At 36.6% G+C, this 15337-nt stretch carries 15 protein-coding genes; 7 read left to right on the forward strand and 8 right to left on the reverse strand.

All coding sequences use genetic code 11. From position 1 onward, the window contains the following. The coding region (locus ON09_RS24060) for a hypothetical protein (RefSeq protein WP_202947113.1) at positions 1-440 on the reverse strand (440 nt) is incomplete at its 3' end. A gap of 327 nt (positions 441-767) precedes the next feature. Here ON09_RS24060 and ON09_RS03915 point away from each other — a divergent pair. Next, positions 768-1571 (forward strand): glycosyltransferase, encoded by an 804-nt coding sequence (locus ON09_RS03915; RefSeq protein ID WP_157258828.1) that lies wholly within the window; start codon positions 768-770, stop codon positions 1569-1571. On the opposite strand, the gene ON09_RS03920 is transcribed toward ON09_RS03915, so the two are convergent. The 6 genes from ON09_RS03920 to ON09_RS03945 all read right to left on the reverse strand — a co-directional run bounded on the left by ON09_RS03920 (position 1572) and on the right by ON09_RS03945 (position 7813). Beyond that, entirely contained in the window at positions 1572-2378 is an 807-nt protein-coding gene (locus ON09_RS03920; RefSeq protein ID WP_010599756.1) for a DUF5672 family protein, read from the reverse strand. Continuing rightward, on the reverse strand, positions 2368-3087 hold the full coding sequence (locus ON09_RS03925; RefSeq protein ID WP_010599757.1) for a glycosyltransferase: 720 nt from the start codon (positions 3085-3087) through the stop codon (positions 2368-2370). Before ON09_RS03925 ends, ON09_RS03920 begins: the two co-directional genes overlap by 11 nt. A gap of 104 nt (positions 3088-3191) precedes the next feature. Next, positions 3192-3983 (reverse strand): glycosyltransferase family 2 protein, encoded by a 792-nt coding sequence (locus tag ON09_RS03930; protein ID WP_010599758.1) that lies wholly within the window; start codon positions 3981-3983, stop codon positions 3192-3194. A 2-nt stretch (positions 3984-3985) separates the two neighbouring features. Further along, the gene (locus ON09_RS03935; protein ID WP_010599759.1) at positions 3986-5821 is read right to left on the reverse strand and encodes an ABC transporter ATP-binding protein; all 1836 of its coding nucleotides are present in this window, start codon (positions 5819-5821) and stop codon (positions 3986-3988) included. A 129-nt stretch (positions 5822-5950) separates the two neighbouring features. Beyond that, complete coding sequence (locus ON09_RS03940) at positions 5951-6937, reverse strand: glycosyltransferase family 2 protein (RefSeq protein WP_010599760.1); 987 nt, start codon at positions 6935-6937, stop codon at positions 5951-5953. Continuing rightward, on the reverse strand, positions 6938-7813 hold the full coding sequence (locus ON09_RS03945; protein WP_010599761.1) for a glycosyltransferase family protein: 876 nt from the start codon (positions 7811-7813) through the stop codon (positions 6938-6940). It lies immediately after the preceding gene. Between the two features lie 67 nt (positions 7814-7880). Between ON09_RS03945 and meaB the strand changes: the two genes are divergently transcribed. After that, positions 7881-8777 (forward strand): methylmalonyl Co-A mutase-associated GTPase MeaB, encoded by an 897-nt coding sequence (meaB, locus tag ON09_RS03950; RefSeq protein WP_010599762.1) that lies wholly within the window; start codon positions 7881-7883, stop codon positions 8775-8777. A gap of 57 nt (positions 8778-8834) precedes the next feature. Here meaB and ON09_RS03955 read toward each other — a convergent pair whose 3' ends face one another. Continuing rightward, positions 8835-10124, reverse strand: coding sequence for an aminopeptidase P family protein (locus ON09_RS03955; protein WP_029204097.1), 1290 nt, complete (start codon positions 10122-10124; stop codon positions 8835-8837). Positions 10125-10293: 169 nt separating this feature from the next. Between ON09_RS03955 and ON09_RS03960 the strand changes: the two genes are divergently transcribed. The 5 genes from ON09_RS03960 (at position 10294) to recG (ending at position 15293) form a co-directional block, all read left to right on the forward strand. Next, positions 10294-11646: an OmpA family protein gene (locus ON09_RS03960; protein ID WP_010599764.1), complete on the forward strand. Its 1353-nt coding sequence runs from the start codon at positions 10294-10296 to the stop codon at positions 11644-11646. A 100-nt stretch (positions 11647-11746) separates the two neighbouring features. After that, positions 11747-11884, forward strand: coding sequence for a DUF6728 family protein (locus tag ON09_RS26565; RefSeq protein WP_010599765.1), 138 nt, complete (start codon positions 11747-11749; stop codon positions 11882-11884). A gap of 11 nt (positions 11885-11895) precedes the next feature. Next, positions 11896-12276: a RidA family protein gene (locus ON09_RS03965; protein ID WP_010599766.1), complete on the forward strand. Its 381-nt coding sequence runs from the start codon at positions 11896-11898 to the stop codon at positions 12274-12276. Between the two features lie 3 nt (positions 12277-12279). Continuing rightward, entirely contained in the window at positions 12280-13182 is a 903-nt protein-coding gene (locus tag ON09_RS03970) for an EamA family transporter (protein ID WP_010599767.1), read from the forward strand. A gap of 5 nt (positions 13183-13187) precedes the next feature. Further along, the gene (gene recG / locus ON09_RS03975; protein ID WP_010599768.1) at positions 13188-15293 is read left to right on the forward strand and encodes an ATP-dependent DNA helicase RecG; all 2106 of its coding nucleotides are present in this window, start codon (positions 13188-13190) and stop codon (positions 15291-15293) included. Positions 15294-15337 lie beyond the last annotated feature (44 nt).

Raw genomic sequence — 15337 nt, forward strand, 5'->3', positions numbered from 1 at the left:
GAATCGCTCATATAATCAGATATTTTCCCGATGATGTCCATTTCGTTTCTGGTTAAAAAATCAAGTGAAAAATGGGAATGAGCCAAATTCAAAACACCTTTCAATTTAAGTTTAGTAATTGTTGGAAGTGTTTTGTATTTATTAGGGAATAAACGCGATTTAAGCGAATAAAATTTCTTATGCTTTACTGCTTCTTTGGCATTATTAAGTACAATTTCGTAGTTTGTAACACTAAGCCACCAAACAATTTTTTTAATAGCAGAATAATTTTTATCAAATATAGGCTCTAAAAAAGTTTCTGGTAAAATAAGAAAATTACCTTTTTGGTTTTCGATTTCATTTACAAATGGGACATTGTACTTGATATATGATTGATGTACTGGATGTTCACCTTGGTGATAAAAATAATACATGAAAACACTATGACCTAATTCAATCAATCTTTTGCCAAGCTGGTGTAGCGCTTCAGGGCCGCCTGTAGCATAATTTGAAGGGCAAAAAATGTATATCTGGGTGTTAGGTTTAATCTGTATCAATTCAAAATTTTTCCTCAAAAATAGGCAATTATACCGTAAAAGTTGAATAATGGTTATGAGCTTCGAAATATCGTTAAATATCAAAGAAAAATAGCACTTATATATCATTTTGATATCTTTGGCATTTGCTTAAAGTTATGATTTCAATAATAATATCCTCAGTTAATAAGCGCAACCTTGATAATGTTAGTAAGAATGTCGCCACTTCAATCGGGGTGCCGTATGAAATAATTGCATTTTATAATGGTACTGGAGAGAGAGGAATATGTGAGATTTATAATGAGGGGGCAAAAAAAAGCAAGTTTTGATATTTTATGTTTTATGCATGAAGATATCTTAATAAAAACTTCAAATTGGGGCATAGAAGTTATTAATAATTTTGAGAAAGATAAATCATTGGGTCTGATAGGCATTGCTGGCAGCTCTTTTAAAACCTTGGCTCCTTCTGGCTGGGGTAGTCCTGTATATGAAATCGATACAAATTTTTACAACTATGAACAGCATTTTAAGCATAGCGATAAAAAAACATTTCATACTTGCCATAATCCACGCGGAAGAAATTTAGAAAATGTTGTCGTTTTGGATGGTGTATGGCTTTGCACAACTAAAGAGGTGTTCTCGAAATGTAGTTTTGATCAAAGCTTATTTAAAGGCTTTCATTGTTATGATCTCGATTTCAGCTTAAGTGTGGGCAAGCATTTCAACGTAGCAGTAACCTTCGATATTCTGATTGAACATTTTTCAGAAGGTGGTTATAACAAGGAATGGTTTTATGATACCTTAAAATTACATAATAAGTGGCGAATGGAGCTACCTAAAAGTATAGAGCCGATTTCTGAAAGGCTGATAGCACAAATGGAAAAGAAGGCTTTTTTACGCATTTTATTTAAAATGATCAACTTAGGATTTAGTAACAAATATCTATTTAATTTTCTTCGTGATTATAGAAAGCACTCAAAAATAAGCAACAGTTTATACTGGAAGCTGGTTTATTACTTGATTAAAATGATATATCTCGGTAAAACAGTCGATTAATCATGTAAGTTTGTAATGAAAATCTTCAATTTTATCCTTCCAGAATTTTAGATTTTTCTCCCAGGCATGGCAACCAAAAGGAAGTTTACCGTCGTTAAGTTCAATGGCAATTTCAGGGCAAGTTTCGATAGCGAAGTTAACAGCTTCCTTGTATGAGGGGATTTTGAGGGTATTCGTTTTGCGATTTAATTCGATGCTGAAAAAAATATCCTCATTAAAAATACTATTTTCTTTATCTTCATATTCCGTGATTTGCGTTTTATACTTTTCGCAAATCTTAAAAAAAGTATCTGTTTTACGCAGAGAGAAACCGCCATTGCCGACCATTTTGTTTAACTGCTTATCCAGTGCTGGTTTACCGTCTTTTCCTTTAATATTGTATCTCCTATGCCAATAAGATCTGAAAGCTTCTTTCAGTTTTTTGAAAGTTGATTGATGACCTTTGTCGTAAAACCAGGGCGCACCGATATAATCATATTTTTTTGAACACCAATAATCCAATTGGTTAGAAAATACAAATGCGTCTAATTGGTAAATTAAGATATAAGGGTAATCCTGAAAAGCTGCGTAAAATGTCGATGATAGCATTAACCTATTATAGCCAAAAACATTTTCAAAGTAGGCATTTTCGAAGGTGATTACTTTGGTAAATCGTTTGTCGGTAGTTTGGAGTTGTACTGGCTTTACGGCCACAATATCCAAGCCCTTAAAAATGCGGAAGCATTGTTCGAGCGATATTTGTTCGTAAACAGATAAGCTTTCTTTGTAAATTGGAATTACAATTGCATTGGTCTGGTTACTTGACATGTCTTCCTTGTGCTTTATGTTTCATTATTCTAAACTTAAACCTCAAGTAATTTAGAAGACCTAAATGTTTCTTGATAATTAATGGTTTATCACTTATAAATTTCGAATCAATTTCTGAACTAGATAGGCCAGTAGTGCCAAATTTAGCAACGATCAAAGGGATGTGCTTAAATTCGTAATTTGCATCTCCCCTTAGTTTTAAGTTTAAATCATAGTCTGCACAAATTCTATATTGCAGGTTGTACTCGTATTTTTTAAATACACTTGCAGGATAAAAAATGGCCTGATGCGAAATATTATATTTCGCTAGCTGGTAAGCCTTTGCCGATCTTACAATCCGAATATCGTCCATTAAAATGTCTCCATAATAACAGGTACTCTCATCTGTTAAGTATTTGGGAACTGATTTGAAATCTGAATAAATTTCATCATCTGCACCAATAAAATAAAACCACTTGCCTTTGGCGTGTTTAAGTGCTTTATTCATAGCATCGTAAATTCCAAAATCTGTCTCTACAACAACTGTTTGATCAATATTGCGTTTTTCTTTGAGCAATTCTAGCGTATTATCGGTACTTTCTCCATCAAAAAAAATTAACTCACAATTGTTAGGCATGGATTTTTCAATGCTTTCGAAAAACGAAGGCAAATGTGTTGCAGCGTTAAATGTAACACAGATGATGGAAACTAGGGGTGTAGTATTTTGCATTTACAAAAACTTTCTTGCGTAATTAAGTTTACTCCAATAGCCTTTTCTCTGCATAAATAGCAGGATTTTTTGATTACTAATGATAAACTGAAGCAGCCTGATGTTTATTTTTTCTCACTTTTTCTGCTTACTAAATTTAATAAATGAGTTTTGAATTTTTGATGATCGTTATACAGGTACGCGGTAAAATGTTTCAATCGTTGAAGAAATTGTTGGTCAGCTATTTTTCTATCTGCCCTCTTCGGTTTTTTGGTCCTGAGAATGTCCGTGCTGGTTGAAAGATGTTGACGGTATTTTACCAAAATAGCGGTTGAAGCTAATATTGTTCCTGTGTTTGTAGCAACGTATGCAATCCACCAATCATGAAAAATTTCTGGTTTGAAATGATCCAGAAAGCGTACTATCCGCTTGTTAAATAGGATCGTATGCCCTGAAACACAGTTTTCGAATAAGAAATATCTTGAATCACCACCAGAATAAAATCTTCTTACGTCAGAGATTTTTTTATTTATAGAAATTCCATGTTCATTTATGAATTCCGAGTCATGATAAATGAGGTTATGTTCCCCAATTTCGTTAACCTGAACTGCTATTTTATTTAGATGCCAGATATCATCCTGATCAGCCAGGGCTATAAATTCACCCGTACAAAGCCTAATTGCCTTTTCAAAATTTTTGATATAGCCTAAATTGATCTCATTTTCATATACTTGAAAATAAGGATATTTTTCGGCATAAGCTTTCAGTATATCAACAGTTCCATCAGAGGAACAATCATCAACTGCAATGATTTCAATGTTGGGATAACTCTGATTGACAATAGAATCTAACTGTTCAACCAGGTATTTTTCTCCGTTATAGGTACATAAGGCTATTGAAACTAATGGCTTATCCATACTTAATCATTAAAAGCCTGCATATCAATCAATCTTCTATATAAACCATTTTTAGCCAGTAACTCAGTATGGCTTCCTGATTCTACAACAGTTCCTTTATCGATAACTACAATTTTATCTGCATGCTGTATGGTGCTTAAACGGTGGGCAATTACAATAGATGTACGGTTCTTCATCAGGTTATTCAAAGCTTCCTGTACCAGTTTTTCTGATTCTGTGTCAAGCGCCGATGTGGCTTCGTCTAGCAGCATAATTGGTGGATTGGCAAGAACTGCTCTTGCAATACAAATACGTTGCCTCTGCCCACCAGAAAGTCTATTACCCCTGTCACCAACAAATGATTGATAACCATTTTCAGTATTGAGAATAAATTCATGGGCATTTGCAATTTTAGCAGCCGCAATTACTTCTTCTTCGCTAGCTTCTGGTCTTGCAAAGGCGATATTATTAAAAATGCTATCGTTGAATAGGAAAGACTCCTGATTGACGGTACCCATCTGCGCTCTAATGCTTTCGACAGTTAAGTCTCTATAATCATTACCATCTATTTTAATAGAGCCTGATTTCGGATCATGGAAACGTGGAATAAGATCCATTAAGGTACTTTTTCCACCACCTGATGGGCCAACTAAAGCTATTGTTTTGCCTTTTTCTATGTCAATATTAATGTTTGAAAGCACTTGCTTTTCACCATATGAAAAGGAAACATTATTCAACGTCAGTGCATGCTCAAAAGTTTTTAGCGGTTGGGCATCTGAAGAATTCACCAGTTGTGGTTTGGTGTCAATCAGGTCTAGCACACGCTCTCCAGCTGCAATTCCTGAATGAATGCCACTAAACGAATCGGTTAGGGCTTTAGCCGGACGCATGACCTGTGAAAATATCGCGATGTAAGCAATAAAGTCAGCTGCAGCCAGCGCATTTTTATCATTGTGTAAAATTAATGAACCCCCATACCAAACAATAATCGAGATCATCAGCACCCCTAAAAATTCAGATACAGGTGAACCCAATTGTTGTCTCCTCACCATTTTACGTGTAAGATTCGAATAGAAGATGTTTTCCTCGTTAAACTTATTTTTAATCCTTTCAGTTGCATTGAAAGCTTTGATAATTTTAATGCCACTGAGTGACTCATCTAAAAAACCAATCATTTTTGCAAAAGACTCATGCGATTCTTTGGCTTGTTGCTTCAGTCGCTTTACAATTTTACTAATGATGAAAGCCGAAATGGGAATTACCAGTAAAGAGAAGAAGGTAAGCTTTGCAGAGATGTTAAACAATAAAATAACATATACAATAAGGGTAACAGGCTCTTTAAAAACAACCTGTAGCGTATTGGTCACTGTAAATTGAACCACCTGAACATCTGAGGCAACTTTCGAAATAATATCGCCTTTACGCTCGCTGTTAAAATAACCTACGTGAAGGTTCATCACATTGTTAAAAACCCTTTTTCTAAAATTCAATAATGTATGTACGCGTAAATCTTCCATAATACGTTGCGAAAGATATCTGAATATGTTTGAAAGCAATACAGAAATCACAATTACGAAACATACATACATCAGGGTGGTTTCAATGGTGTTCACCCGGATAGAATAAGCTACAAACTCTCTTAGTTTACCCAAAAGGCTAAATGATGATGCCGCCTTGTCAGTTAAACTAGGGGTTTCACAAGCTTGTTTATTGGCATTTAAAAGCGTTTCAAAAAGTGGAGATAATAGCGCCAGGTTAAATGTGCCAAAGAGAATGGAAAGTAACGTAGCAATCACATAAGGAATTGCAAATTTTTCTATCGGCTTGGCAAAAGATAATAAACGAAAATATGTTTTCATTTGAAGTGAAATGGAATATGTAAGATGGACGATGAATCAAATCATCTCCAAAAAAATCTAATTAAAACTTGGCAAAGGTAAGCTTTTCAGACAAACCTGTTGGAATTTCAGCAGCCAGGAAGCTTAAAATTACAATCGCTTAATTTTCTTATGCTTAATTGATTGATTGATCACGTCGATGATATCATCGATGTTGTGCTGAGATTGATGTTTTAACTTTAATTGTTCCAACTTTTTTTTGCTTTCATCAATCCGGCCCTGGTGGTTCAAATATTCCTGATAACTTTCCCATACCCAGGTTTTGCCTGTAACTAACTTTGGGATAAGTTCTGTAAATATTTGTTGCAGTGGATACAAGGCTTTTCTAATTCCGGTAAGATGAATGCCCTGCAGGATGTATCTGTTCCGATAGTAGATTTTTTTAATGAAATTCGATTTGATTTGTGTTTTAGTGCTGCCGCTCACATGGTGGAAGCAAAAGGACTGATGTTCATAGTAACACTTCCAGCCAAGTTGCCAGGCACGTAAACTCAAGTCAAAATCTTCTGATGAGAAAGGAGAGTAGATTTCGTCAAAACCGCCCAACTCCTTAAGTTTCTTTGCGTCAACCAAAGCATTCGCACCTGAAAGATATGCCGTGTAAACATCTTCATCAGCTGGATTTTGGCTATAATAAAATTTGTTCGCCTTAATTCTGCAACCAGAATAATATAACAGGCGAGCGGCATCCTCAATCCGGCTTTCATCAAAACTCATGATACGGGCCATCACGCCAAAAGTATCTTCCCGTTCAAAATACTTCCATTGTGCCTTAAAATAATCAGGATCTAATTTAACATCAGAATTTAAAAGTAAAATTAGCTCATGCTGAGCTTCCCTAATTCCATGGTTACAAGTAAATGAAAACCCCCTGTTCCTATCATTAATAAGCAACTTTATCTTTGGATAATGTTGGTGAATAAATTCGATACTGTTGTCTTTCGAGCCATCATCAATCACGATAACTTCAAATTGTGAGCCGGTATTTTCTGCAGCTGTAAAAACCGATGGCAGATACTTTTCTAAAAGGTGCCTGCCATTATAATTTGGGATAACAATTGAAACGCTTTTTTGCATCTACTTCACAATTTTATAATTTCGATACTCAAATAAGCGTAACCCGGTTAAATCTTCAATCTTTTGCAATAGCCTTCTCCTGAAATTCATTTTTGGTGTTTCCTTAGTCAGATCTTTCTCAAACTTCCAGTTAGCCGCCCCAATTCTGGGTGCCATTACTTTTGGATGACTCCCTTTAAAATGCACAAGGCGATCGGCATTACGCATATCAAAGGTTTCCTGAACCGGATAATTTTCTTCAATCCATTCTTCCGTTTGATAAAATTGATTGAAATTCCGCACTTTGCCTTGAAGTCCTTGTGGTGGTTTTACCCAGCCATAATGAAAAATATAAGCATCGATCAATTTTACCCTCAGCTTTCTGTCATTGATACGAAAACCTTGCGCATCACGATATGAGTGCACACCAGGCAAATTTTTGATGATTCTAACCTCTCTTCGATACCACCTTCTTGATTCAGCCAGGTAATCATAAGAAGCGTAGAAGTGTTTGTATTTTAATAAGAGCGCCTCTACCTGTTTATTCTCCAACTCCAGCTCCATTTCTTTCCTAATTATTGGAAGATAGTCTTCATGAATGGCTTCATCGCCCTGAATATAAATCATCCAATCCGTGTCAGCAGAAATTGCGGCGATGGCTTTGTTGGTTTCATCAGCAAAAACTCTTCCGCCTTCGCGGATAGATTCATCCCATATGGTATCGATAATTCTGATTTTTGGATCGATATTTTGAACCAGTTCTGCGGTTTCATCGGTCGAATTACCCAATGCAATTACAAACTCATCGCACAAAGGCAGCACAGAAAGAATGGCCTCTTTTGCAGGGTAGTCATTTATAACTGCGTTTCTCAAAAAAGTAAATCCGGTAACTTTCATTCGGGACAGAGGTTTGTGCGCTTTGTGGTTTATTATTTTGTTAATTTGTACAAAGATAGTTTTATTGATGAATACCCATCTATCCATTTTAAGCGAAGTAAAACAAGGCAATTATAAGATTTTGGCCCGGGCACTTACGTTCGTTGAAAATAATATTGCACCGGCAGATCAGATATTAAAAAATTTAAATCCACATTCAGAAAATCTTGTTATTGGAATTACAGGGCCTCCAGGGGCAGGAAAAAGCACTTTGGTTAATGCCATTACCAATCATTTTACTGCTGCAAATAAACGGGTGGCAATATTAGCGATAGATCCGACCTCGCCATTCAATTTTGGTTCCTTGCTTGGAGATCGGATCAGGATGGCGGCACAGTTTAACAATCCAAAAGTATTTATCCGTTCGCTGGCTACAAGAGGTGCGCTGGGTGGTATCTCGGCGAAAACCATTGAAATGGTTGATGTATTGAAGGCTTCAAATTTCGACATCATTTTAATTGAGACGGTTGGTGTTGGGCAATCTGAAGTGGAAATTGCAGGCCTGGCTGATAAAACGATTGTAGTTTTAGTTCCCGAATCGGGTGACGAAGTGCAGCACATTAAATCTGGCTTAATGGAGATAGCAGATTGTTTTGTGATCAATAAAGCTGACCGTGATGGAGCCGATACCTTCGCCAATAATCTAAAAAAAATCGTCCACCAAGGGCTCAAGTCTATTCCGGTATTAAAAACTGTCGCTGACAAAAATACTGGTGTAACAGAATTATGTAAATGGATACTGAAACCAGTTGAAATGACAAATGAGCGGAAAGTTCATCTTTTTGCAGAGAAAGCCTGGAGGATTATACAAAATCAGAAGATGATGGCAGTGGACAAAAAAAGGCTGCAAGAAAATATTCAGGCAGCCTTAGTAAAAAATGATTTTAATGTTTATCGGTTTGCAGAAGAGTTTGTGAAATTGTAACTGATTTTGTTGGATCAGTGCCCAAGAAATCAATCATGTGGTCAGCCCATTAAACCGCTAGCTATTCATGATGCTTTCGATCTCTTCAGCTTCCACAGGGATATCTGACATTAAATCTATATTACCACTTGAAGTAATCAAAATATTGTTTTCGAGTCGGATACCCAAGCCTTCTTCAGGAATATAAATTCCAGGTTCAACTGTTAAAATGTTACCTGCCGCAAATGGCGTATATCTTCCGGCAAAATCATGAACATCGATACCAAGGTGATGGGAGGTGCCATGCATGAAATATTTTTTATAAGCCGGATAGTTCTTGCTTTGGTTTTTTACATCATTAGTGGTAAGCAGGCCAAGATTAATAAGCTGCTCCGTCATTATCTCACCAACTTCTTCGTGATAAGTATTCCATACTGTATCGGCAACAATTAATTTGGTTGCCTCTTTCATTACATGCAAAACAGCGTTGTACACTTCTTTTTGCCTTGCAGTGAATTTGCCATTAACAGGAATCGACCGGCTCATGTCGGCATTGTAGTTGGCATATTCTGCGCCAAAATCAAATAAAATTACATCGCCATCATTACAAGTTTGATTATTATCGTTGTAATGGAGGATGTTGGCATTATGTCCAGATGCTATAATTGGGGTATAAGCATGCCCTGTACCACCTTGCCTGATAAATTCGTGGATAATTTCTGCCTCAATCTCGTATTCTTTCACACCAGGTTTGGTGAATTTCAATACCCTAACAAAAGCATCGCGGGTAATGGAACAAGCTTTTTTGGTTAATTCAATTTCTACTTCCGACTTAACTGCTCTTAATTCACGCATGATTGGCGCTGACCGCTCATAGTGGTGTAAAGGATACTTCGATCGCATCTGCTCGATAAAACGAATGTCGCGATAGGGAACAGTGTGTGCATACCGGTCGTTTTCATTTGTATTAAGATAGATATTCTCTGCATAGTGGACAATGCTGTGCAAAATATTATCAAAATCTTCCAGCCAATAAATGCTTTCAATGCCAGAAGCAGCTTTCGCTTGTTCCTTCGTATACTTGTAGCCTTCCCATACTTTGATGTAATCATTTGTCTGTCTTAAAAACAGGACTTCTCTGTACAAAGGATTAGGACAATCGGGATATAGCAGTAATATAGTCTGTTCCTGGTCAATACCAGATAAATAAAATAAATCAGGATTTTGCTTAAAGATATAGTTCTGATCGCCACTTCTTGGGAATTCATCAGCTGCGTTAAATAGTGCTAATGAATTGTTTTTTAGCTTTTTAACGAAGTTTTTTCTATTTAAGATAAAGAGGTTCTGATCAATTTGGGAATATTTCATAATAAATGCAATTTTAACAAGGTGATGGCCAAATGTAAGAAAATCATTAATCACAGCGAAGTTTGGAACAGAGTTTGTATAAAAGTTTGAAAATTTAAAATTTTGTTTAATTTTGCCATTACTAAAAAATTAATCAATTAGATTGTTTACCCTTAAAAGAAAAAAGATTATGAATTATTCTACTTTAAAGAAAAGTGTTGCGCTTTCTTTAGTGGCATTAACAGGAGTTGCTACTCTTGCTGTCGCTCAAGATGCTCCTGCAACAACTTCTTCAACCAAGGTATTTGGTGGAAGAGGACAGTACAGAACCTGGTCAATTGGTGTTAATGCTGGTGTGTTAGCTCCTGTTATTGCTATTGGTGGTACTAATGATTTTGACAAATGGGATGTGAACTTAGGTTACGGTTTAAATATCCGTAAACAATTAGGTCACTCTTTCGCTTTAGAATTAGCTGGTGTTCGTGGTAAAGTTTCAGGAACAAACAATTCTGTTCTTTCTCCAACTTCAACTGTTAGAGAGTTTGAAACTGAATTACAATATGCTGTAGATTTACGTGGTGTTGTTAATTTAGGTTCTATCGATTTCTTACGTCGTGAGAACTCAGTAGGTTTCTTCTTAACTGCCGGTGCTGGTTATTTAGCTTATGCTCCAAAAGTAACTTATACTAACGGAAATGTTGTTGACTGGAAAGGTAGAGCTATAGGCCCTGCTGATGACAGACACGATTCTCCAAAAGATTACGTAAAAGGTTTCTATATCCCAGTTGGTGCTGGTGTTAAATTCAAAGTTTCTGAGCGTGTTAACTTTAACTTAGGTTATACTATGAACTTTGTTGATGCTGATAACTTTGATGGAGTTTATGCTAAAGGTACTACTAAAGATAAATTCTCTTACGGTTACGCTGGTTTAGAATTCTCTTTAGGTTCTTCTGCAAAACCAAGCTTAGAGTGGTCTAACCCATTAGCTACAATGTACGATGAGTTAAAAGATCCAACTTTACGTCAAGAAGTTGAAGCATTGAAAAACCGTGTATCTAACGTAGAAAAATCTGTTGAAGATTTGAAAAAAGATACTGATGGTGATGGTGTTGCTGATCAATTCGACAAATGCCCAGGAACTCCTGCAGGTACTGCTGTTGATGGTTCAGGATGTCCACTTCCTAAATTCACTGCTGCTGCTGATTCATCAAACGTAACTGGTTTCGAAAAAATCGGTTTCGATTTCAACTCATCAGTATTAAAAACTGAATCTTATCCAACTTTAGATAAATTATCTTCAGTGTTACGTGAAAACGGTGGTAAAGTAACTGTAAACGGTTACGCTTCAAGCGAAGGTACTGCTGCATATAACTTGAAATTATCTAAAGACAGAGCAAATTCTGTTAAAACTTACTTAGTAAACTCTGGTGTTAACGCTAGTCAAGTTGCTACTAAAGGTTTAGGTGAAGCTAATCCAATTGCTTCTAACGATACTGAAGAAGGTCGTATCCAAAACCGTCGTGTTGAAACTGCTAGAAACTAGTATTTCAATATAAAGTTTAAAAAAAAAGTCCCGATGCAAATCGGGACTTTTTTTATGCCTTTTAATTTTCTGAATTAAGCTTTTTAATTAAGTTTGTAGCATGTACTTCTTCAGGAAAAAAGATCCGAACAGGCCAGATAATATCAATATTAAGATTATGCATTTCATTAATGCATTGGCAATAACAGTTTTTCTGGCAGGTATCCTCTACAAGCTTATTCAATGGCTTGCTAAATAATTACTTTTATTATGAAACAAATCATCACCACAACAAATGCTCCAGCTCCAATTGGACCATATAGCCAGGCTGTACAAGCAGGTAACTTTTTATTCGTATCAGGCCAGGTAGCAATCAACCCTGAAAATGGAGAGCTTAACCTCATCAATATAGAAGAAGAAACCCATCAGGTAATGCGAAACCTTAAAGCAGTATTATTGGAAGCTGGTTTAACGTTTGATCACGTTGTGAAGTCAACTATTTTTTTGAGTGATATGGGTACTTTTGGGCAAGTAAATGAAATTTACGGGCAATATTTTACCGCAAATTTTCCTGCCCGCGAAACGGTGCAGGTATCTGTATTACCAAAAAATGTAAATGTAGAAATTTCTGTTATTGCCATTGTAGCATAAATTTTGGCGAGCAGCAAGAGTAAATATTTCCTGGCCGGCATTATCCCGTATATCATTTGGGGTACAATGTCAATTCCTTTGCGAAACATTAAAGGATTTCCTCCACAGGAGATATTGTATTATCGAATATTCGTTTCCATTGTTGTGGTGTGGGGCATTATTCTACTCTTTAGAAGATCAGCGCTTAACAAAGATATTGAATTCTTTAAAGCGTTAACGCCCAATAAAAAGGTTAAGCTTTTAGCGCTAACCATATTATCTGCGATTTTAATTACTGGGAATTGGTTTACTTATATCTATGCTGTAAATAGTGTAAGCTTAAAAGCTGCGGCCTTTGCGTATATGGTTTGCCCGTTATTAACGGCACTATGCGGTTTTATCATCTTGAAAGAACAGTTAACAAAAGCCAAAGTTGCTGCACTTGTTGTGGCATTTGTAAGCATTGTGCTTCTTGCCACGGGTTCGTTGCAGGAAGTGTTATGGGCAATTCTAATTGCTGCTTTTTATGCGGTTTATGTTATTGTTTTAAAGGTTATTAAGAATATTGATAAGTTCAATTTTTTAGGCATTCAGCTTATATTATCAGGATTGATGATGCTGCCTGCCTACTTAAGTAACTCGAATGTTTTTCCTACTGATTCATTCTTTTGGATACATATTTTCTTAATTGCAATTGTATTTACCATTATTCCCCTGTTTTTAAATGCTTATGCTTTACTGGGAATGCCATCATCTGCGCTCGGTATCTTAATCTATTTAAATCCTATAGTAGCTTTTACCGTTGCATTTTTCTATTTCAAAGAAGAGATAGATGTGCATCAGCTTTTTGCCTATTTGCTTTTACTGTTGTCTATCGTTATTTTTAATGCGCAATTGCTACAGCGCATTGTTTACAAGAAAGCATAAAGAATTTGTACCAGTCGATTCTAGATACCCCTATCGAGTTTATAAAAGGCGTAGGGCCAAGTCGTGCAGATGTTTTGAAAAAAGATTTAAGTCTTTTTACCTTTCAAGATATGCTGGCGCATTATCCCTTTCGCTACATTGACCGTACAAAGTATTTCAAGATTAATCAGATACACCCCGATTCACAATATATCCAGATTATTGGTCGTGTGATTAGTAAAAAGGTAGTTGGCGATAAAAGAACAAAACGCATTGTAGCTGTTTTTAAAGATGAAACGGGCATCATGGAGTTGGTTTGGTTTCAAAGTCTGAAATGGGTTGAAGACCATATTACTGTCGGAACAGCCTATGTAGCATTTGGAAAACCAACGCTTTTTAATGGCACCTTTAGTATTTCACATCCGGAAATGGAGTTGTATCAAAACAGATCTGTTGGTCGTGGAAACTTAACCCTGCAACCTATTTATAGTTCTACAGAAAAGCTCAAAAAATTTACGCTCGATTCCAAAGGAATTCAGCGACTGATTGCCGGTTTATTAGATCAGGTAATTCCACAGGTTACTGAAAATTTGCCACAATATATTATCGATAAATATCAGTTGCCAGACAAGAGGATGGCGCTTTTAAATATTCATTTCCCAAAAAATGAAAAAGATTTAAATGCCGCTCAGCGTAGGCTCAAGTTTGAAGAGCTTTTTTACATTCAGTTGCAGTTGCTTCACAATAAACAGTTAAGGCAATTAAAATTTAAAGGTGCGAGGTTTGATAAAGTTGGAGAGAAAGTAAACCGTTTTTACAAAGAGTTTCTGCCTTTTGAACTAACGAATGCACAAAAACGCGTTGTTAAAGAAATCAGGATCGATACCCAACGGGGTGTTCAAATGAATCGGCTTGTGCAGGGCGACGTAGGAAGCGGTAAAACCGCCGTGGCACTCATGAGTATGCTTTTGGCAAATGATAACGGCTACCAAGCTTGTATGATGGCTCCAACGGAAATTCTAGCCCGGCAACATTATGCTTCCATTACGGAATTGGTAACCGATGATTTGGTCAAAGTGGCGATTCTTACCGGAAATACCAAAAAGAAAGAAAGAACCATTTTGCATGAGCAGCTGGAGAACGGCGAAATCGATATTTTGATTGGTACTCACGCACTCATTGAAGATAAAGTAAAGTTTAAAAACTTGGGCCTGGTGGTAATTGATGAGCAGCATCGGTTTGGGGTAGAACAAAGGGCAAAACTTTGGCGCAAGAACATCATCCCGCCACACATTTTAGTGATGACGGCAACACCCATTCCGCGTACGCTGGCCATGACTTTATACGGCGATTTGGATGTTTCGATTATGGATGAATTGCCTGCAGGAAGAAAACCGATTGAAACCCGGCATTTATTTGAAGGTCAGCGGCTGCGTATGTTCGGTTTTATGAAACAGGAGATTGCTAAAGGCCGACAGGTTTACATCGTTTATCCACTGATTAAAGAAAGTGAAAAACTCGATCTCTTGCATTTGGAAGCGGGAGTAGAGCAATTAAGTTACCAATTTCCTCGCCCTGATTATCAGATCAGCATTGTACACGGACAAATGCCAAACGCCGATAAGCAATTTGAAATGCAACAGTTTATTGAAGGGAAAACACAGATTATGGTCGCCACAACGGTTATTGAGGTTGGTGTTAATGTTCCAAACGCTTCCGTTATGGTCATTGAAAACTCCGAACGTTTCGGACTTTCTCAATTGCACCAATTACGTGGACGAGTGGGTAGGGGTGCAGAACAATCTTTTTGCATTTTAATGAGTGGAAATAAACTCAGTAAAGAAGGTAAAGTACGTTTAGAAACCATGGTACGTACCAACAACGGTTTCGAAATATCGGAAATTGACTTACAGCTTCGGGGTCCAGGCGATATTACTGGAACACAGCAAAGCGGCGTGCTGGATTTAAAGCTTGCAGATTTGGCAAAAGATCAAGTTATTTTATCAGAGGCGAGGAATACTGTTATCGAGATTTTTTCTGAAGATCCGCAATTGGAGAAGCCAGAAAATGCCATTCTAAAGGCACATCTCCAAAAACTGGAGCGTGGAATTTCTTTTGATAAGATATCTTAATATCATTCCCAGGTAACGTTTCTAATGGTGTTCTATTTCCATTG

It is taken from the genome of Pedobacter agri PB92 (genome assembly GCF_000258495.1).
Taxonomy (GTDB): domain Bacteria; phylum Bacteroidota; class Bacteroidia; order Sphingobacteriales; family Sphingobacteriaceae; genus Pedobacter; species Pedobacter agri.